A 21,487-nucleotide genomic window follows, 5' to 3' on the forward strand; every position below is an offset into this window, starting at 1 on the left:
TTTTACTTTTGGGCTTTGAGAAAGGGTTTGCTATGCAAACCCTTTCTCAAACCCCGTTTCAAATTATACCGAACTCACGTTCCGTAAGGTTTTGAGATTCAAAAAATGGCGTTGCCATTTTTTGAAACTGGTATAAGCCCCAAGCAGAGAAGGCGATACAGGAGCAATTCATGAATTGCTCCTGCATTGTCGGCAACTATCGAATTTTGGTTCTTGGTTCGATCGTATGTGGTTTAATTCCGTAGTATTTAACGGCTGTAGTCATATTCAACTGCAATAGTTTATCTTCTCCCAAAACATATTCATCTTTACCTATGACAGGGTAAGGCTGTAATATCTCCATGATTTGAGAAGCTACGGCTTTAGCCAATAGGGGCGGAACGGAGTTCCCAACCTGTCTAAAGCCATGCCAAATAGTCTTATGAAAACGGAACCAATCGGGATAGCTATGTAACCTTGCCGCTTCCCTGACAGTTATGCATCTTGGGGAATTAGGATGGATAGGGCGAGGTGCCGTAAAAGCTCCTCGATTACTAGGTGTTCCCGCCCTCAGAGTATTGCTAATTCCATTTAAATCCAGTTTATAAAATCGGCTAATGCGTTCTACTTCTCCTTGCGCTGTATTCCGAAATCGATATTTTGAACTCTCTCCATGTTTGGACATCAGGCTCGAAGTGAGGATATTGGCATTATGCTTGCGTTTATAGCCAAAGTTAGCCTTCCCAAAATCATTGATCAGTTCTACATACTTACTAGAACCGCTAATCGTAGCCGTACAAAAGTCTTGATTCAGCAATGCAGGATGTTGCGCAATATCTTGTAAATCAGCGATCGCTTCATAGACCGTAGGACTATTGGGCAAATCAATTAGCTCCTTCGCAATGCGTTTTGCCTTGGCAGGTTTAGTAATTGGGGCGGGGTAATTGGGAAGATGCACATCTTGGCGACAACCAATTAAAAAAAGTCGTTCGCGATGTTGGGGTACGCCAAAATGGGCTGCATTAAGCACTTTATAGTTTTGTAGGACTTTGTAACCATTCTGCTCGAAACTATCAATCACTTCATCTAAAAATTTCCTGTGATTGCCTACGGTCAGCCCTTTGACATTTTCCATTACGAAGTATTTTGCATTGAGTTCCGTCACGATGCGCATAAAGTGCGACACCAGTTCATTGCGCGGATCGTCAAAAGCTCGTTTACCCATCAAGGAAAAGCCTTGGCATGGTGGTCCTCCGAAAACCACATCAACTTCGCGATCGCCTATTTGCGATTTTTGGCGAATCTCATCACCTGATATTTTTGTGACGTTAGCACAGATTACTTTCCACATGGGGAAATTGTACTCATGGGTAGCGCAATGAATCGGATCGATCTCCACGGAAGCAAGTACATCAAAACCAGCTTGCTCAAAGCCCAATGTCATACCTCCCGCTCCCGCAAATAAATCCACCGCGATCGGTCGTTGATTTCCCATAATCGACAAAGAATTTAGATATCAGAACAGAAAATCTATTGTATAGCAATGAAAGTTTTGCTTAGGATATAAAAACCAAAAGACAAGTGGCGGCGCTAAACACCGCCACTCATTTTGCTATAGTCCAGTCAGATTCAAACTCCATAGAACTTTAAAAGCCTTGCAAAGCAAGGCTTTTAAAATTATTCATTAGTCCCTAATGCCCCAGGAGAGCCAGTTAATGTTCTCCGTGGCGAACAAGTGGCGATCGTAATAATTAAAGTCATAATATAGGGTGCAGCGTTGAACAGGTAATAGTAAGAGGTAATGCCCACCGCTTGCAATGCAGGACCAATTGCTTGAGCACCACCAAATAGCAAGGAAGCCCAGAGGCATTGAACTGGTTGCCATCGCGCAAAAATTACCAAAGCTACCGCCATTAAGCCCTGTCCGCTAGAAATACGCTCTGACCAAAGCCCTGGATAATATAGCGATAAACTCGCACCGCCAATCCCAGCCAAGAAACTCCCTGCCACGATCGCACAGGTACGCACACCCACAACCGATATCCCCATTGCCCTTGCTGCACTAGGACTATCGCCCACAGCCCGAATATACAAGCCCCAACGGGTCGAACTAAAGAACCACTGCATGACAAAGGCGATCACAATCCCAATCAATAGCAAAGGACTGACTTTTAGCGCTGATTGCACCTGTGAATAGCTGCTCCAGTTACCCCACTCAAGAACGGGTAAAGGAATCGCCTTGGGTTGAATAAAAGCCTTACCAAAAAAGAAAGCAATACCGCTACCAAAGATAATCATCGCGATGCCAACGGCAACATCACTTACTCTCGGACGCTGCGATAACCAAGCATGAATCAAACCTAAGCCAACTCCCGCTAAGCCAGCGACGAGAACTCCGAACCAAGGAGACTGGGTTAGATAGGAGACAGCGTAGGCTGTCATCGCTCCAGTGAGGAGGGTTCCTTCCAGACCAAGATTAATTTTGCCAGATTTCTCAGTGAGGCACTCACCTAAGCTGACAAATAGAAATGGAGCACTTCCTCGGAGCGTCCCTGCCACGATCGCTAGCGGTACGCTCATCCAACCTAGTGAATCATCTGTCATTGTTTTTTATCTATCGAGCATTTGTGATTAGATTGTTAAACTTGTGGTTTGGCTATTACAGCGCTTTGCGCTCAAATCCAAACCAAGGAAATTCTTGAAAGTGTTGCAAAGCAACGCTTTCAAGAATTTCCTTGTGGTTCGTTTGATTGATAATTGCTGTAAGCATAAGTAAATTAAAAATCTTGAAGCGCGTAACGCCTGTGTAGTGGGCAGTACGCGCAATTTTGATTGTTAGCTATCTAAACTAAGCTGGCAGATGCGTCAATCTTAGCTTCGGGTTCTCTATCTTTAAAGAATTCTAAACGACCGTAAAGAGACTCACTAAAGAGAATCGCTAAAAAGACAATACCTTGGAAAAGCAAAACCGTGGCATCGGGCAGTCCAAAGGTTCGCTGAAGGGCACTACCACTAGCCAAAATACCACCCATTAAAACAGCAACCAGTACGGCAACTAGGGGATTCTGCCTCGCAATAAAGGCAACCAGAATACCACTGTAGCCATAATCAGAATTTAAGGAGGCATTAGCGCTACCATGAATGGCAGCAATCTCTACCATTCCTGCCAGACCAGCACAGGAACCACCCAGAAAACTGACAATGAGGGTGAGTTTCCCGACGGGTAAGCCAGCAATTTTAGCAGCACGGATGTTCCCGCCAACGGTACGAACTGCGAAACCAAAAGTTGTGCGATGAATCAGGAAATAGGCGATCGCACAGGCTACCAATCCATAGATCAATCCATAATGCACCCGCGAGTTAGGAATGCTTTGCAGCATATTTACCGCCGCGAGGGGAAAACTCGAAGGCTTATTCAGACTAGAAGGATCGCGCATGGGACCTTCAACTAGGGTGTTGAGCAAGGCGATCGCAATATAGTTCATTAACAAACTACTGATAGTTTCATTTACGCCTCGGTAGTACTTAATCGCCCCAACAAAAGCGATCCATAAGCCACCAGCGATAATGCCACCCATTGCCATCGCGATCTGTACCATGACTGGGGGCAAGGATCCTAAAGACAAACCAATCGCAATTGCTCCTAAGCCACCAACAATCAACGCGCCTTCGTTACCGATTACTGTCAACCCCAACATTGCAGGTAATGCCGTACAGAGGGAGGTCAGCATTAGCGGTGCTGCTCTGATCAGAGTTCCCTGCCATGAAAAGCTATTACCAAAGGCAGACTTATAGATCGTGCCATAAATCTCGATCGGATTCTTTCCTTGGAATGCACAAAATATACCGAAAAAAATTAAAGAGGCAATTATCGCCCCAATCGGAATAAGAATCGTCTCCGATTTAGAACGCCAGCGATCGAGTATATTCATATACTTGGTTCTCAAATAAATAATTTGCCCATAAACTTTTAAAAAGGCTTGCTTGGTAAGTCTTTCTTAAAAGTTTATGGGACTTAGCTTTTGATGCTACCGATAACGCCTTCTACAAACCAATCCATCTTCTCTTCTAAATAGAGATCGGTTTGTTTGTACTGCTTATCCTTAGCAATAACTACCTTGCCTGTGTTGTCTTTGATTTCACCAGCATAGATCACCATGCTGCCATCCATAAACTTCGCCATGACCTTCTCGGCTTCTTTCTTAGTTGCAGCACTAACAGCGCTACCAAAAGGCGATACCTTACAGAATTTCTCCTTCAGACCACCACGTACCAGATGGGGAATGCCTCCATCAGTAACAGACTTACCAGCCTTAAACCATTCTACGTATTGGGTATATACGCTAGTCCAATCCCATTCCGCACCAGTTAAATAACCATTAGGAGCAAGCTTCGATTGATTAGCATGATAGCCAGTACAGAAAATCTTCCGTTTTTCGGCAGTTTCCATTACTACCTTAGGACTATCAACGTGACAGGTTAAAACATCCACGCCTTGATCGACCATGCTGTTCGAGGCTTCAGCTTCCTTAACGGGAACCGACCAATCACCCGTGAAAATAACCTGTACCGTGGCTTTAGGGTTAACACTGCGCGCGCCAAGGGTGTAGCTATTGATATTGCGAATTACTTGAGGAATTGGCTTCGCGGCGACAAATCCTAACTTGCCAGATTTTGTGGTTAGTCCTGCAACCACACCTGCGACATATTCTGCTTCGTCGATGTAGCCATAGTAACTACCAATATTCTTGGGATGTTTGCCTTCGGTATACATACCGCCACAATGGAAGAACTGCACCTTGGGATTTGCCGCAGCAACTTTGAGAATATGCGGATCGAAGTATCCAAAGGATGTTGGGAAGAGGGCAGAAACATTGTTTTGATTGATCATGCTGAGCATGGTTTCTTGTACAGTGGCGGTCTCCGCAACACTAGCCTCACTGACCGTCTTCACATTCGGCAATTTACCGATCGCTGTTTCACCCTCAAAGTGAGCTTGACTATATCCATAGTCATCCTTCGGACCAACATAAATGAATCCAATAGTTATTGGTCCTGCCGCTGGTGCACCTGACGCACTGGGCGAACCTGCTGAAGTGGTGGTATTTGTAGGAGCTTGTTCCGTACAACCAACCCATAGTTGAGAAGTTGCGCCAAAAGCGGCTGTAGCGATCGCGCCTCGGATAAATTTGCGACGGGGAATATAGATCGGACTCATGCCTTCACACCTTTTAAAGATTGAACGTAACGCGAGTTAGAAAACTAAAAATAGTAATAAGAGAAATCTACACTGGACTAGAACTTAGCAAACATTAGTTGTAACAAATGTATTACTAACTACTTGAATTACCGAGCAATATTTATGTAAAACACAAAAGGGCGTGCTTTGCACACCCTTTTGGATTAGGAAGTTTACGCCCTAAATTTAGAAGCTAAATACCGCTTGTAGATTACCCACAAACACGGTTGGATTAGTACTAAAGTTGTTAGGATTGAAGATGAAGTAGGCCGAAGGAACCAAGGAGATATTCTTGGTTACGGGATAGATGTAAGACAGTTCGAGATCGTACTGTGTTCCATCATTACCTCTACCAGTAGTAATCACGTTACTGCTGTCGCCATACTTGTATGGCAATGTAAAGGAAATCATCGCTTGCGCACCTTCTTTAAATAGATCAGGGAAAGCTGCTCCAACTTGGAAGGTATATTGATTGACGCTTGCGGAACCACCAGCAGTTAAGTTGATGTTAGTTGTTCCATAACCATACCGACCAAACAACCCAAATCCTTTGGTAACTAACCAATCAAAGTTAGCCACGAAAACATCGGACTGGGCATTGTTTACCCCAGAGGCAACAGTCGCAACACCTTGGAAAGAGGGTGTACCACCGATTTGTGTTGCAGAGTTTCTAGTAAAGTTACCATGACTGTAGATGAGTCGGAGCTTGAAAGCATCGCTGGGTTTGAAACCGATTTCAGCCGTTAAATTATTGGTTCCACCAAATAAGCCTTCGTTGGGATTGGAAGCAGATGTGGTGTCAACAAATTCTCTACTATCGGCTAAGTAACCAACCTTAAAGTCAAACATGTTGCCCAATGGAGTCATAAAGACCGCACCAGCACCGCGTTTGGCATCAGTCAACAATGTACTGTTGATTGATGTAAATGTGGTATTCCAAGGATAAATAAAGCGGTTGGCATCAAAATATTTGTAGAAATTGACGCGAGGACCGACAACTAGAGTTGCCTTTTCAAATACTGGGAAACTGTAGGACAACTCACGCAAAATAAACTGGTTAGATCTAGCGCCAGCAGTTTGATCAGTAAATGGAACACCTGTAGTATTAAAAGAAGTTCCAGGTACGTAGGTATTGTAGGGAGAGCTACCGTTACCAACAGCCAACTGGGTAACTAATGAATCTTTACCAGTGAAGGAGGTATTGAGGGTCAACCAAACCAAACCACTAAAGGTGATATTGGGCTTAGCTGTGGTAGGAGCGCCTGCAACGGTAGCCGACGAAGCACCCGTAAGGTTAAAGAATGCTAAGCCACTGAGCTTGGTAGTAGTCGAAAACTGTTGGGCTTCTAGTTTTGCTACCTTAGCATCTAGGGCATCAACGCGACCGCGAAGAGTAGCTAGTTCTGCGGCAAATTCTTCTTGCAGTTTCTTGAGAGTAGCAAGGTCTTCTTTACTGACCTTATCGGCTAAACCTGCGGAGATGATTTCATTGATCTTGTCTAAACAGGCATTTAAACCTGCGGCAAATTCGTAACGACTGGTTGCCTGCTTGCCGCGGAAGGTACGGTCGGGATAACCTGCGATACATCCATAGCGCTCTACGAGAGATTGTAATGCTGTAAATGCCCAATCAGTGGGCTTGACATCACTTAGTTGTGATACGGAAGTAACGTTTTGAGCTACATCAGTTTTGGAACGGTTTAGCTCTGCATTAATCGATTGAATAGTTGCTGAATCGCCAAGCTTAATTTCTGTCGATGGCAATGATGTAGTAGGTGTAGCAGGAATTGCCGTTGCTGGCACTGAAGCTTCACTGATCTTTACTTCACTGGGCTTTACTTCACTGGGCTTTACTTCATTAACAGGCAATGAAGACTGTAAAGTTGGAACTGATGAAACCTTTGACTGAACTTGGGATTGATTGATAGTTTCTGCATTTGCCCCTGTTGCTGTTGCCAACAGGCTTAAGCCTAATAGAATTGAAATATTACTGACCTTTTTCATTCCTTCACACCATTAAAGAAATATGCCTCGCTATTATGACAAACAACATGATCAGCAGAAATAGTTAATCAAGAACGAATTATTAAATGAGAATAATTGATAGTGATTAAATATTATGAGAACTCTGTGATCACAAAACTTGTTTATATTAGCTAAAACCTATGGATTAAAAGTTAACAAAATTGAAGTCCAGTAAATGTATTAGTAGATACAATCTATCCCCAATCGTCATCCCAGTCATCGTCAAAATCGTCTCTTTGCTTTTTAGCAGTTCTCGAAATATCCTTTTTAACTTCCCTTTTAACTTCTTGTTTAGCTTCTTGTTTAACTGCTGATTTTGGGGATTGATTATTTGAGGGGTAATTAGGGGAGGTAAAGCCAGAAAATTTCGGCACTTCTGGCGGATGGAAGTTGAATGAGTTCTGCCAGAGACTGACAAATGTTGCGCCTAAGCCAGTCGAGAAAACTAGAACTACTCCTAAGGGTAATTTAATTGATTGTAAGGAAAAAAGTTTTAAATTCACGAGATAGGTGTTTTGCCCCGCAAATATCGCGATCGCTAATGTCATGCCCCAAAGGAATAGATATAGGGAGAGTCGCAGCATTATTAATGACCTACCTTGTCAGCATGAGCAGGGGAATCTTCGACAAGATAATGCCCAAATTTTTCGACAAAGCAATTTTCGATAATTGCTTGGCGCATTTGCTGGGTAAAGCGGATTAATTCGGTAATGTTATGAATTGATAGTAATGTGTAACCGAGGATTTCTTGCGATCGCACGAGATGGCTAATATAGGCTCGTGAAAAATTCTGGCAGGCGTAGCAGTTACATTCGCGATCGATGGGAGTGAAGTCACGTTTAAACTTTTGGTTTTTGAGATTCCAGCGTTCGCCTCTGACTAGAGCGACACTGTGCCGCGCAAAACGCGTAGGAATTACACAGTCAAACAGATCGATTCCTGCGGCAACGGCTTGAGCCATTTCTTTATAGGTTCCGACACCCATCAGATAGCGAGGTTTATCGGCTGGAAGGAGAGGCGTGGTTGCCTTAACGATTTTTTCGATTAATTCAGGGGGCTCGCCAACGCTTACACCGCCGATCGCATAGCCAGGCAGGTCGAATTCAATCAGTTCTCTGGCAGATTGTTGGCGCAAGTCCAAAAAAACGCCCCCCTGCACAATGCCAAATAATGCTTGATCGTCCTTGCGATCATGAGCTTTGATGCAACGCTCCAGCCAGCGAGTCGTGCGCTGTCCCGCGAGCTTGACGGCTTCGTAAGTGGCAGGATAGGGGGCACATTCGTCAAAGGCCATGATCACATCTGCCCCTAGTTGATTCTGGATTTGGATTGATTTCTCTGGCGTGAGATTGATCGTATTGCCGTCACGGGGCGATCGGAACTGGACTCCATTTTCACTAATGGAACGAATTTCGCTGAGACTGAAAACTTGAAAACCACCCGAATCTGTCAGGATAGGTCCATCCCAATTCATGAATTTATGTAAGCCACCTGCCTCAGCCACAATATCTTCTCCTGGTTGTAGATGGAGGTGATAGGTATTGGCTAAGATCATTTCTGCCTTACATTCCTTGAGTTGGGCAGGGGTAACGGTTTTTACATTTGCCAATGTACCAACGGGCATAAATCTTGGGGTATGCACGACTCCATGGGGGGTATGGAATTCCCCAACTCTGGCATCGGTGCTGCCACATTGACAAACTAATTTAAAGGTAAAGTTATTCAGAGCTTACGATCCTAGACTTATTGACAAATTTGGATATAGCTATAGTTACTCAAGTCAGGACATCAAACCCAATAGAGAGTTGCGGCGCAAAGCGCCGCAACTCTCTATTGGGTTTGATACTTGTCCTAACATTATTGGCTATAGCTATAAGTTCAGATAGCTTTCCATTGTATCGCAAAATTATTTTGGTTCCTACAAATTGCTAGCCACCGACATGAATCCCTGGTCGTTTTTTAGGGTCTTTCTCGACGGTGCGCAACACTTCGCGAGTGACGATCGCGATATCACCTTCTCCAAATAGGATAAACCGCATCAAGTATTGAAGGGGGTTTCCCTCCGCCCAACCAAAGTAGGCATGGGGTAATTTATGGGTGCGCTCGCGAATATCCGATAATATTGCGGCGATCGTATTGGGAACTGCCGCGCCGCGCGATCGCAAGATGCGATAGTTGCCTACCTGATGCCCTTCAATACGAATTGTACCTGCAAACTCTGAGGGATCGGAAACTTGAATCTCAAGGAAAATCAAGGGATCGTCCACAGGTAAATGGTGTTCTTGGCGAGTATCGGTTTCTTTTTGGCAATATTCGCCATCGTCTCCTCGGTTGGGACGATGGGCAATAACTCGCACCGTACGTTCAGCGGTAGTTTGGATGAAACTTTCGGCTAACTCATCCATCTCTACGCGATCTGATCGCAACTCGGTAGAACGCCATACTCTAGAAACTAGGGAAGTTACGACAATACTGGCAATGAAAGTACCTGCAATTCTAATGCCTTCTGGTCTTTCGATAATATTGGTGATCGTGGTGTAGATAAAGACTAGAGTAATCGTACTAAATAGAACAATCTCGCCCCGCTTGCCTCTTTTATAGGAGGCTAAGGTTACGGCAAAAGCCGCAGAAGTCATCAGTACCAATACGCCTGTGGCATAGGCTCCCCCTTGGGCTTCGACATCGGCTTGGAAGATCAAGGTAACGACAAAGGCGATCGCAGTATAGACCAAAACTAAAGGTCGCACCGCCAAAGTCCAGTTAGGAGCCATGCCATAGCGGGGTAAATAACGAGGCACAATATTTAACAAGCCCGCCATCGCTGAAGCACCCGCAAACCAAAGGATCGAGATGGTGCTGATGTCATAAATCGTGCCAAACCAATCACCGAAAAATTGATGGGCAAGAAAAGCAAGGGCGCGACCATTAGCCTTACCACCGACAGCAAACTCTGAGGCGGGGATTAATAGAGTCGTTACCACGCTACTGGTTAACAGGAAAAAACTCATAATCCAAGCAGCACTGGTCAGCATTTTATAGGTATTGCGGACTCTGCCAGTGGGAACTTCTTCCGTATCATCACTATTACCCTTCACCAAGGGCATGACCGCAACACCTGTCTCAAAACCTGATAGTCCTAGAGCTAACTTTGGAAAAACTAAGACGGAGATCCCTAATAGCATTAAGGGGCTTTGATGTTCTGCGAATAAAGCTTTTTGCCAGTTGGCGATCGTTGCAGGATGGGTCGAAATATTTTGCAGCCCAAAACATATGATGACAAGGTTAAGCAGTAGATAGACAACTACTAGTAAGACAGCAATACCGATCGCCTCCCGAAAGCCCTTGAGAAATACAGCTCCGAGTAAGGCAACTAGTATCAGCGTAATTGGCACCATCTGTCCGTGAAAGAAAGCTGGTACGAGGGGATTCTCCACAATATGAGCAGTCGCATCGGCAGCAGATAGGGTAATCGTAATAATAAAATCCGTAGCCACAAAACCGAGTAAGCAGAGGACTAAAAGCTTACCTTGCCACCAAGGTAGCAAGCGTTCGAGCATGGCAAGCGAACCCTCACCATGGGGACTAGTTGCGGCTACCTTGCGATAGATGGGCAACGCACCAAAGAGGGTCAACAATAGCAAAATCAATGTTGCTATTGGCGAAAGTGCTCCTGCGGCAAGGGCGGCAATGCCTGGCTGATAACCGAGGGTAGAGAAATAGTCCACCCCCGTCAAACACATCACCTGCCACCAAGCATGTTTATCACCATGTTTATCGCTAGGCTTTTGGGGAGGCTCCCCATCAGTATCAGGATGCTGGTAGCTACCAGCTAAAAGCCATTTTTTTAGCCTTTGCGCAAATTCAGACTGATGAAGGGGGGAAACTGGGGAAGCCATAAAGCAAGTTGGGGATAATACTCAATTAGTCTAAGGCACTGTTAGGGATTGTACTAGGGCAATTTGATTTGGCTTAGTCCGATTGGGGGCGATCGCATCGGCGGAGATCTCGATCATCTGCGTCGCAAAGTTGGGGATCAGTCCAAAGAAAACAATAATCAGCGCAAGGGCGATCGCAGGGAATTTTTCTTGCCACTTGGCAAAGGGAAAACTATTGATCGGTGGACGATCTTTAAATTTTTCGACAGCAAGACGACCGAAAAATACGCGATCGATCATGATTAAGAAATAGACCGCAGTTAGCCCTGTTCCAATCATACAAAGCAGAGTTTGGAAGGGGAAAACCGCATAACTGCTCCGAAAAATTACAAATTCTGCAATAAATCCCACCATTCCTGGCGTACCTGCACTCGCCATCGCCGCCAAAATCATGAGCGAGCCCGTAATCGGCAAACCCCGTTCGGGATTGAGCAACCCATTAAGGGAGTTAATATCGCGGGTTCCAGTTTTCTTGTAAACAATGCCTACTAAAATAAATAGCAATGCCGAAATTAGACCATGACTGACCATTTGGAAGGTCGCGCCAACCAACGCGAGAGGGGTAGCCGCAGATAGGGCGAGCAGGATATAGCCCATATGACCTACAGAACTGTAGGCAACCATTTTTTTCATGTCGGTTTGGTTAATCGCGGTAAGGCATCCGTAAATTACGCTCACCACTGCCCAGATCGCCAAAAATGGCGCGATCGCCTGCCATGCATCGGGGAGTAAACCCAAGCCAAATCGCAACAATCCATAGGTTCCTAGCTTTAACAAAACACCTGCTAATAATGTCGAAACTGGGGTTGAAGCCTCGACATGGGCATCGGGCAACCATGTATGTAATGGCACGATCGGGATTTTGATGCCAAAGCCAAGCAACAGCAGAATGAGCAAAATCCCCTTGACGTTTTTGGAAGCTCCTTCCAGATTTAAGTCTTGATAGTTAAAGGTAAAGGCATTGGTATCGCCACTGCCAAAAATTGCCATGCCAAAGAAGGCTGCTAAAATCAGTACGCCTGAGATTGCGGTATAAATTAAAAATTTAGTAGCAGCATAGCCGCGCTTTTCCCCACCCCAGATCGCGATTAATAAATAAAGGGGAATGAGTTCCACTTCAAAGAAGAGGAAGAAAAGGAGTAGATTTTGGGCAAGGAAGGCTCCATTTACGCCACCACCGAGCAGTAATAGGAGGGGGAAATAGAGCCGAGGACGCTGGATATCATTACTAATGTAAATGGCGATACTCAGAAGCAAACCATTGAGTAGAACGAGGGGGAATGATAAACCATCTACGCCCAGTCGATAGGTGAGTCCGATCGGGTCTAACCAAGCTAGGGATTCGCCTAATTGAATCGTCGCGAGGCTGAGATCGAATTTGGTTAGCAAAAATATCGACCAGCCAAATGTGGCGATCGCAATGCCCAAGGATATTCGGCGCAATTGTTGAGAATCGAGGAAGGCTCCCAAGAAAACGATAAGGAGCGCACCTGCGATCGGCACCCAAACTAATGTACTAAGCATATTTAACTTAAGTAGTTTTAAATAGTAATTAAAGTAATTAAAAATAATTAAAAAAATTAATTGTGAAGCGCCCTAGGCGCTTCGCAATTAATTCAGACCATAAAAAGCCGCAAATCCAATCAGAATTAGACCCACCACAATAGTTAAGACGTACTGCTGCAATCGACCTGTAACTGTATATTTGAGGCTCTCACCACTAAATATTGAGGCAAAGCCCAAAAAGTTAACGGAACCATCAACTAAATAGCGATCAACCCAAGCCAAAACCTTGGAACCACCACCAACAATCAAAACTACCGTATATTTATAGATTGCTTGCACGTAAAGATCGTAGGCAAGTAAATCCTGCACGGCTTTCCAAGCATTACGGGTAATCTTGGGTGGCATCGGTACCGAACTCCCAGTCTCGTAGGGTTTGATATAGATATATGCACCGATACCAAAGCCCATAAATCCTGAAGCTGATAGGAGGATGGTTTCCCAGACATTGGCAGTATTTAAGTCAATATCAACAAAGTGCCATGAGGGAAGTAGAATCGGTACGAGCAAAGTAATGATCGTTAGGGAGACGAGGGGAATCGCAACCTGCCAAGCCACTTCGGGAACGCGACGGGTTTTGGGCTGTACCTGTCCGAGAAAAACCAGCGCAAAAATCCGCATTAGTCCAAAGGCAGTAATACTATTCACTAATAGGGCGATCGCAATCAGCCAAGGGTTGATAGCCCAAAAGGTCTCTTCCCAGCGCAAGAGCGTCCAAAAACCACCAAAGGGGAGCATGGCAACTAAACCAAACGAACCAACGATAAAGGCGATAAGGGTTGCGGGCATTCGGGTTTTAATACCACCCATTTCGGTGAGATCTTGGGTAATGGTGGTCATCATCACCGCCCCTGAGCTTAGAAATAGCAGCGATTTGCTAATGCCATGACTAAACAGCAACCCTAAAGCAAGGTCAGGCTGTTGCATACCAACGGCGATAAATACTAGACCGAGATAGGCACTGGTCGAATGGGATAGGGCGCGTTTGAGATCGATTTGGGCGATCGCCACTAGGGATGCACCGATCGCCGTAATCGCACCAATTACCACAGTCAATTCTGCTGCCACGGGAAACAGCGATAAAATAGGCTGAAATTTAATCAGTACATAGGCTCCCGCCCCTACCACTACGGAGTTTCGCAAAATCGAAGCAGGGTTTGGTCCCTCCATCGCTTCATCGAGCCAGAGGTGGAGAGGGAACTGGGCACATTTCCCAAGCGGTCCCGCAATCAGGGCTAATCCCAATAGCGTGCCAAACTGTTGGTGTTCGGCAAAATAGGCGATCGTTTGGGGGGCATGAGCCCAAGCCTTGAGATCGGAAAAGTTCAAGCTATCGGTCAGATTTGCGAGCGTCACTACGCCCATCAACAGAAATAAATCGCCTACACGCTTAGTCCAGAAGGCATCCCTTGCGGCGGTTACTACTAGCGGCTGAGCATACCAAAAACCGACTAATAAGTAGGTGGAAAGGGTGAGCATCTCTAGTAAGGCATAGCTAAAAAACAACGAATCGCTAAAGGCAATTCCTGTAATCGCCGCTTCAAAAAAGCCAATCAGAGCGCAAAATCTAGCGATCGCCCAATCTGTTTCCAGCGATCCCAGTCCGTACACCTGCGAAATTAAGCTCATCGTGGCGATCATGACCGACGCGCCAGCACTAATGGCAGAAACCTCAAAAGAGCAAGCGATTTTTAAATCAAGGGATTGAAACCAAATAAACTCAAAATGTTGAGCTGGCTGTCCCCAAACCGATGTTAATAACCAACAACTATGCACTAGGGCAAGAACGGTCATCATCATGTTTAGGTAGACCGCAGGACGGGGTCCCGTACGTCGGATTATCCTTAGCGACCAAGGCAGTGTCAGCCCTGCCCCCAACAGACCATAGCAAGGAAGCACCCAAGCTGTTTCTAGGATCATTGATTCTACTATAGAGTTTTTACTATGTTAATCTTAAAATGTATTAGATATTCTAAGAGTCTACCGCAAAAAGCTTCGCGCTTAAGCGATGGCAAGAGTCGCTTTTATTCAGAAGACTTTATTCGGAAGACATTTCACAATAACGTTTTAGTAAAACAAAGCGATCGCCTGCTTGTTGGTGGCGCTTTTGCCATGTGATGGGGTTGCGTGCAGTTTGCAACAGATTTAAGTCTGCACCGAGCATTTTGAGTTGTTTGTCAATTTCCACCTGCAAAGATAAATTTTGCGGCGATATTTCTAATGCGGTATTGATAATTTGGGTCTGAAAAAAACTTTGGATTTCACCATACGATCGCATCCATTCTTTGACCTTGGTCGGAGATGGTTCTAGCTGTGAGGCGATCGCCGTTTGCAATATTTCGAGCTGGCTTCGCAATTGATGAGTTAAATCTAAATAATTTTGTGACAAGTTCTAAACCCACACTCTAGAACTTCGAGTATAGAATAACTTTCTCCTTAGCGATTCCTTTTTATGACAAATCAAAACCCAAAGATGAGTAGCAGCGCTTCGCGCTGCTACTCATCTTTGGGTTTTGATAGCCTAAGCAAGGATTACACTATACACAAGTTAAGAAATGGCTACGCCATTTCTTAACTTGGTATTACTTAATAGGCAGCTTAGACCTCAGCCAATTCTTCACAACGGTTTCGACGGGTATCGCCTGACTATCGACTTGATAATTCATCTTTTGCATATCTTCGTTAGAAACTAAACCTGTTAATTGAGCGATCGCAACGCGTACTTCTGGATATTTCTGTAAAACAGCCTGATTGACAATGGGCACAGCTTCATAGGGCGGGAAATATTTTTTATCATCTTCCAAAACAAATAAATTTAAAACTGGAATCAGACCATCAGTGGAATTTCCTGCAATGAGATCAACCTTCTTCTGAGCTAGGGCTTGATACATTAAACCGATTTCCATCTGCTGCGGCGGCTTGTCAAACTTTAAACCGTAGGTTTTGGCTAACCCAGCATAGCCATCGGCTCTTTCTAAAAACTCATAACCAAAGCCTGCTTGCCATTGGGGAGTATATTGAGCTGCGTCAGATATTGTTTTGAGATTGAGGCGCTTTGCATCTTCACCGCGAATTGTAATCGCAAAGGTATTATTAAAACCCAAGGACGGCATTACTTCTAATTGAAAATTTTCAGCGTAGTTTTGCTTGACTTGTTGATATACCGTCGCAGGATCGGTAATGGGCGATCGCTTTAATACCGCCGTCAGGGCTGTGCCAGTATATTCCACATAAGCCGAAATTTGTCCCGCTTTTACCGCTTCATGGCAAACAAAGGTTCCGCCCAAATTAAAACGGCGATCGACCTGTAAGTGGGTGTGGTTCTCAATTTGCTGCGCTAATAGCTCACCGAGGATTAATTGCTCGGTAAAATTTTTAGAGCCAATGATAATTTTTGCGGGAGCTTGTTGCAGGAGAATCGTCGCGATCGCGGTAATAATCGCGATCGCCACCATACCCACAATTGTCAATCGGCGATTAGATCTGGATTGTTTTATCTTCTGCTGGGTAATCTTTTTTTCTAGCCAACCCAAGCCAAAATCAGCAACTAGCGCCATTATTGCGGCGGGAATAGCCCCTGCAAGAATTAATTGATTGTTAACTGTGGAAATGCCCCGAAAAATAAATACGCCCAATCCACCACCGCCAATCGCGGCGGCAATAGTGGCAATCCCCACAGAAATGACCGTCGCCACCCGCACGCCCGCTAAAATCACCCCTGTGGCAAGGGGCAGTTCCACCTGAGTTAATAATTGCCAATCGGTCATTCCCATCCCCCGTCCAGCTTCACGCACAGCGGGATCGATGTTCTGAATCCCAACATAGGTATTGTGGATGATGGGCATTAGCGCATAAAGAGTTAGCGCCACGATCGCAGGAGTTTTACCGATGCCACCGAGAAATGGAACCGATATGAGAAAGCCAAAAATAGCTAAGCTGGGAATAGTCTGTAAAGCGTTGGCAATTCCTAGAATTAAGGGGGCAAATTTCGGGCGGCGAGTAATTAGAATTCCCAAGGGGATACCGATCGCAATGGCGATGATCATCGCCATGATTACTAAAACTACATGCTCACCACTAAGGCGCAAGATCTCTGAGGCATATTGATTTAGAAAGTTAAACAACTAAGTAATCTCCAAGGTAATCTCCAAGTTTTTTTATCCTGTCCCCGCCTTCGGCGGGGATACAGCGAGGACACAATTAATATCTGCTTCACAAATTAGTTGGCAAACAAGCCATAAATGCTTGGGCTTCGGGATGAGGCGATCGCAGGAATTCTTCTTTAGTTCCTAGTACCACTAGTTGTCCTTCATGCATCAAACCAATGCGCGTGCCTAGAAAAAAGGCTTCTTGAATATCATGGGTGACAAATACTACGGTCTTTCCCAATTGCTTTTGTAAATAACGGAACTGTTGTTGTAATTCCAATCTGGTAATTGGGTCGAGTGCGCCAAAGGGCTCATCCATTAACAGAATCGGCGGATCGGCGGCTAAAGCCCTCGCGATACCGACGCGCTGGCGTTGACCGCCAGATAATTGTTGGGGATAGCGATGCGCAAATATTTCTGGCTCTAGTCCCACTAAATTAAGCATTTCATCCACTCTCGCTTCAAGTTTCGGGCGAGCCCATTTCAGCAAAGATGGAACCAGCCCAACATTCTCTCCCACCGTAAAGTGGGGAAATAAACCTGTCTCTTGGATTGCATAGCCAATCTTGCGCCTGAGAGCGATCGCATCCCATTCGAGGGTAGAGCGATCGCCGACTAAAACCTGCCCTGAAGTTGGCATCAGCAAGCGATTAATTAATTTTAAGGTTGTTGTCTTGCCGCTACCACTGCGCCCCAACAATAACAATGCTTCGCCTTGATTGATTGTCAAATTTACCTGCGTCACGAGATCTCGGCGACCTACGCGAAAGTTCACATCTCGAAATTCCACCTTGACCTTCGATAAATCAACATCTGGAGAATTCATGTTTGTTGATTGGGGCATATTACTCACTTCTTACCAAATTTCCGCAAGGCTCAAAACGAACTCAGGCAATACATCTTCCCCAGAGAGTGAAATCGGATTTTGTAAAACCTCCTTAGGCTTGCCAAGGCGATAAACTTCTACTTCCCGATCTTTACGATTAATCAGCCAGCCCAGCCTTGCCCCATTATCCTGATATTCCTGCATCTTCGCTTGTGTGACCTTCAAATTATCGCTAGGCGACATCAATTCAACTACAAAATCTGGACAAATGGGAGCGAACTTTGCCTGTTGTTCGGTCGTTAATGCTTCCCAACGCTCTTTCAAGATCCATGAAGCATCAGGCGAGCGATCGCTCCCATTCGGAAGTTTAAATCCCCCAGAAGAATCAAAGACTATACCTAACTTTTTATGTCGATTCCAAAATACGAGATCGGCATTTAAATCAGAGTTACGGGCGCTTGTTTCGCTACCTGCGGGAGCCATGACTGTAATATCTCCTTGAGCATTTCGCTCGAATCTGAGGTCGCTATTTTTGCGGCAAAGTTGAAAAAACTGTTCGTCAGTAAGATCGATTACAGACTCTAGGCTGATCGTTAAAGCATTCATAGTTCTCAGTGCGGAGTTGAGCCTACATAAACGATTTTATCACAGGCTCCTTTATCACAAGCTTTAATACCAATTCACAAAAGTGTGACAACACTTTTGTGAATTAAATTTGTGAATTAAATTTGTGAATTAAATTTGTGAATTAAATTTGTGAATTAAAAACTAAAGGGACTTGCGAGAAAATAAGATGCCAATCCAGATTTACCAGAATCGGTGGCGCAGCTCCGCCGCGCCACCGATTCTGGTTTTATATTTGGTACTTTAATTAAATAGTCCCAAACCTTGTAAGGGTTTTCAAGGGAAGAAATGGCTATGCCATTTCTTCCCTTGGTATTATAGGAATTAAAAATTAACGATCGCCTTAACGGTAATGCATTGAGTTATGATGCTTTGAATGCGTTTAGGTTAAATAAAAGTCCGTGTTAGACATTAAGCTCGTGCGATCGCAGCCCGAACAGGTACAAGCTCGCCTCAACAGCCGAGGCAAAGGTTACGACATTAGTAAATTGGTCGAACTAGAGCAGGAAGTTCGCGGACTCGAAACTCAGCGATCGCATTTGCAAGCCGAAAACAACGACATCGGCAAGCAAGTCGGCATCAAAATGAAATCGAGTGCCCCTACCGAAGAAATCCAAGCACTCAAAGAGCGATCGCTAGAAGTCAAACAATTATTAGCAGAACTCGAACCCAAGGAAAAAGCCTTGCGGGAAGAGAGCAATGCGATCTTGATGACCCTGCCCAACTTGCCTAGCGAAACTACACCCATCGGCAAGAATGAAGATGAAAATGTGGAAGTGCGGCGCTGGGGCGATGAATATAAAACCAGCCGTACCGATATCTTGCCCCATTGGGAAATTGGCGAAAAGCTGGGCATTCTTAACTTTGAACGCGCTGTTAAGATCGCCCAAACTCGCTTTGTTAATCTCATTGGTGCGGGAGCCGCCCTCGAACGCGCCCTAATTCAGTTCATGCTGAATACCCACACCGCTAATGGCTATACCGAAGTTGCACCGCCCCTACTTGTCAATACCGCCAGCATGACAGGCACGGGACAATTGCCAAAGTTTGCTGAAGATCTCTTTAAATGTGCCGAAGACGACCTGTGGTTGATTCCGACTGCGGAAGTTCCCGTTACAAACCTCTATCGCGATGAAATTCTTGAGGGTGAAAATCTCCCCATCCATCACTGTGCCTATACGCCTTGTTTCCGTCGCGAAGCAGGAAGCTATGGACGCGATACCAGAGGGTTAATTCGTTTGCACCAGTTCAACAAAGTGGAACTGGTCAAATTTGTACTTCCTGAGAACTCGGCGGCGGAGCATGAAAAGTTAGTACGCGACGCAGAATCCATTCTCCAAGCCTTAAAGCTTCCCTATCGTGTAATGGAACTCTGCACGGGAGACATCGGCTTTAGTGCCGCCAAATGCTATGACCTCGAAGTATGGCTGCCTGCGGCAAATACCTATCGCGAAATTTCTAGTTGTTCTAATTTCCTAGATTTCCAAGCTCGACGCGCCAATATTCGCTTTAAGAGTAAAGGTAAGAAGGGAACTGAATTTGTGCATACGCTCAATGGCTCAGGACTAGCCGTGGGACGCACGATGACCGCAATTCTGGAAAACTATCAGCAACCTGACGGACGCATTTTAATTCCTGAAGTGCTACAACCTCTACTAAATAGAGAATATCTCTAGAAGAAGCACAGTTATCTAGTTATACCAAGTTAAGAAATGGCTACGCCATTTCTTAACTTGAAAACCCTTAGTAGGTTTAGTTTTTAATTCACAAAAGTGTTGTCACACTTTCGTGAATTGGTATTACTTCTAGATAACTAAAAATGTTTTGAGCTTTCTGACTTTGCCAGAATTTAAAAAAAATTCTAGCAAAGTCAGAATTTAAAAAAAATTTCTGTTATTCCACAAAGCCTCTTGAGGCTTTAACATGAGACATAATTATGGCTACGATCCACCGACTGCATCCAGACAATCCCCAAGCACGCACGATCGCCCAGATTGTCGATGCTTTGCGCGATGGCGCGATCATGCTCTATCCAACGGATACGGTCTTTGCGATCGGTTGCGATCTGATGTCAAAGTCAGCAGTGGAAAGCGTTCGCAAGCTGAAGCAGATGTCGAACGACAAACCCCTAACGTTTTTATGTTCTTCTCTTTCTAATATTGCGGAATATGCCAATGTCTCCAATGCCAATTATCGCACGATGAAAAGTTTGGTTCCAGGTCCATTTACTTTTATCTTGCCAGCGACCAAGCTCGTACCGAAGTTGGTGTTAAATCCAAAACGCAAAACCACGGGCATTCGCGTTCCCAATCACATGGTATCGCAAGCACTAATTGAAGCATTAGGCAATCCCGTTATTTCTACTTCTGCAAATTTGCAAGAAGATGCTCTAGACAATCTGAAGTTGGACTATCAGGGCAAAGGTAGCAAACAGCGCCATGTTTCGACCCTTTCCAAAATAGAACTATTCGATTATTTTTATAAATTAGTCGATCTCATCGTTGATGATGGTTCTGATCTCAGTTATGAGGTCTCGACCATCGTCGATCTTACCGACGATCTCAATCCCCAGATTTTGCGTCAAGGACTAGGGGAAGTTCCATTTTTGTAATATAAGCTCTAACTAATACGCTTTGTCTGGAGATGCGAAATATGCGTTCTTTACGAAAATTACCGCTATTATCATTAGCTCTTGTCCTATTTGGTTATATTGTCTACGGATGGTTGCTGTCGATTCACAAGGCAGATTGGCGGATCTGGATTCCTGCTGGCGCGATCGCCTTTGGGGTAGAGTGGATTGTTGCCGTTGGATGGGCGATCGCAGCAGTCTTTTTTGTGTTTTTCCAAAAATCACAGTTTGCCCTATCCCTAGGTATCAGCATCGTTTGGGCATTATTGATGTATGTGGCTCGAAATGAACTTCGCGCTTTTATGAATAATCGGGGATGGAACTTTTTTGTCCTAGCCTTGATTGCTGGTGGAGGTTTGGGACTCGGTTGGTTTACCGATACATTGCCTGTAATTCGCACTTTTGGCGAATCGCTAATTAAATAGCCCAGTCTTTATCTTCTCCCCTGCATCGTAAATATAGCTACAATAAACCCCAAGAGTTGAATGGCGGCGCTTCGCGCCGCCATTCAACTCTTGG

Annotated in this window: 17 protein-coding genes; 3 read left to right on the plus strand and 14 right to left on the minus strand. The window is 44.9% G+C overall.

Annotation, left to right across the window (positions count from 1 at the left end):
* Positions 1–196: 196 nt before the first annotated feature.
* The 14 genes from PSE7429_RS10595 to PSE7429_RS10660 all read right to left on the minus strand — a co-directional run bounded on the left by PSE7429_RS10595 (position 197) and on the right by PSE7429_RS10660 (position 18,321).
* Positions 197–1,474 (minus strand): DNA cytosine methyltransferase, encoded by a 1,278-nt coding sequence (locus PSE7429_RS10595; protein ID WP_009627164.1) that lies wholly within the window; start codon positions 1,472–1,474, stop codon positions 197–199.
* A 182-nt stretch (positions 1,475–1,656) separates the two neighbouring features.
* Positions 1,657–2,583, minus strand: a complete 927-nt coding sequence (locus tag PSE7429_RS10600) for an ABC transporter permease (RefSeq protein WP_009627165.1) — start codon at positions 2,581–2,583, stop codon at positions 1,657–1,659.
* A gap of 239 nt (positions 2,584–2,822) precedes the next feature.
* On the minus strand, positions 2,823–3,911 hold the full coding sequence (locus PSE7429_RS10605) for an ABC transporter permease (RefSeq protein ID WP_009627166.1): 1,089 nt from the start codon (positions 3,909–3,911) through the stop codon (positions 2,823–2,825).
* 83 nt (positions 3,912–3,994) lie between these two features.
* Positions 3,995–5,197, minus strand: a complete 1,203-nt coding sequence (locus PSE7429_RS10610; RefSeq protein ID WP_009627167.1) for a BMP family ABC transporter substrate-binding protein — start codon at positions 5,195–5,197, stop codon at positions 3,995–3,997.
* A 207-nt stretch (positions 5,198–5,404) separates the two neighbouring features.
* Entirely contained in the window at positions 5,405–7,222 is a 1,818-nt protein-coding gene (locus PSE7429_RS10615; protein WP_009627168.1) for an iron uptake porin, read from the minus strand.
* Between the two features lie 215 nt (positions 7,223–7,437).
* On the minus strand, positions 7,438–7,827 hold the full coding sequence (locus PSE7429_RS26740) for a LapA family protein (protein ID WP_009627169.1): 390 nt from the start codon (positions 7,825–7,827) through the stop codon (positions 7,438–7,440).
* 2 nt (positions 7,828–7,829) lie between these two features.
* Complete coding sequence (gene tgt, locus PSE7429_RS10625) at positions 7,830–8,969, minus strand: tRNA guanosine(34) transglycosylase Tgt (RefSeq protein WP_040688209.1); 1,140 nt, start codon at positions 8,967–8,969, stop codon at positions 7,830–7,832.
* Positions 8,970–9,171: 202 nt separating this feature from the next.
* Positions 9,172–11,139, minus strand: coding sequence for an APC family permease (locus tag PSE7429_RS10630; protein ID WP_009627171.1), 1,968 nt, complete (start codon positions 11,137–11,139; stop codon positions 9,172–9,174).
* Between the two features lie 30 nt (positions 11,140–11,169).
* Positions 11,170–12,702: an NADH-quinone oxidoreductase subunit M gene (locus PSE7429_RS10635; protein ID WP_009627172.1), complete on the minus strand. Its 1,533-nt coding sequence runs from the start codon at positions 12,700–12,702 to the stop codon at positions 11,170–11,172.
* Positions 12,703–12,789: 87 nt separating this feature from the next.
* Positions 12,790–14,661, minus strand: coding sequence for an NAD(P)H-quinone oxidoreductase subunit F (locus PSE7429_RS10640; RefSeq protein ID WP_009627173.1), 1,872 nt, complete (start codon positions 14,659–14,661; stop codon positions 12,790–12,792).
* Positions 14,662–14,779: 118 nt separating this feature from the next.
* Entirely contained in the window at positions 14,780–15,130 is a 351-nt protein-coding gene (gene patD, locus PSE7429_RS10645) for a heterocyst frequency control protein PatD (protein WP_009627175.1), read from the minus strand.
* A gap of 193 nt (positions 15,131–15,323) precedes the next feature.
* Positions 15,324–16,865, minus strand: a complete 1,542-nt coding sequence (locus PSE7429_RS10650; protein ID WP_009627176.1) for a glycine betaine ABC transporter substrate-binding protein — start codon at positions 16,863–16,865, stop codon at positions 15,324–15,326.
* Positions 16,866–16,953: 88 nt separating this feature from the next.
* Positions 16,954–17,733, minus strand: a complete 780-nt coding sequence (locus PSE7429_RS10655; protein ID WP_233424334.1) for an ATP-binding cassette domain-containing protein — start codon at positions 17,731–17,733, stop codon at positions 16,954–16,956.
* A 12-nt stretch (positions 17,734–17,745) separates the two neighbouring features.
* Positions 17,746–18,321, minus strand: a complete 576-nt coding sequence (locus PSE7429_RS10660; protein ID WP_009627178.1) for a Uma2 family endonuclease — start codon at positions 18,319–18,321, stop codon at positions 17,746–17,748.
* Positions 18,322–18,740: 419 nt separating this feature from the next.
* Here PSE7429_RS10660 and serS point away from each other — a divergent pair, with 419 nt between their 5' ends.
* The 3 genes from serS to PSE7429_RS10675 all read left to right on the plus strand — a co-directional run bounded on the left by serS (position 18,741) and on the right by PSE7429_RS10675 (position 21,393).
* On the plus strand, positions 18,741–20,015 hold the full coding sequence (gene serS, locus PSE7429_RS10665; RefSeq protein WP_009627179.1) for a serine--tRNA ligase: 1,275 nt from the start codon (positions 18,741–18,743) through the stop codon (positions 20,013–20,015).
* A 260-nt stretch (positions 20,016–20,275) separates the two neighbouring features.
* Positions 20,276–20,950, plus strand: a complete 675-nt coding sequence (locus PSE7429_RS10670; protein WP_009627181.1) for an L-threonylcarbamoyladenylate synthase — start codon at positions 20,276–20,278, stop codon at positions 20,948–20,950.
* 41 nt (positions 20,951–20,991) lie between these two features.
* Positions 20,992–21,393 carry a hypothetical protein gene (locus PSE7429_RS10675; protein WP_009627182.1) on the plus strand — a complete coding sequence of 134 codons (402 nt, stop codon included), beginning with the start codon at positions 20,992–20,994 and terminating at the stop codon, positions 21,391–21,393.
* Positions 21,394–21,487: the final 94 nt, after the last annotated feature.

This window comes from Pseudanabaena biceps PCC 7429, from assembly GCF_000332215.1.
In the GTDB taxonomy this organism is placed as follows: domain Bacteria; phylum Cyanobacteriota; class Cyanobacteriia; order Pseudanabaenales; family Pseudanabaenaceae; genus Pseudanabaena; species Pseudanabaena biceps.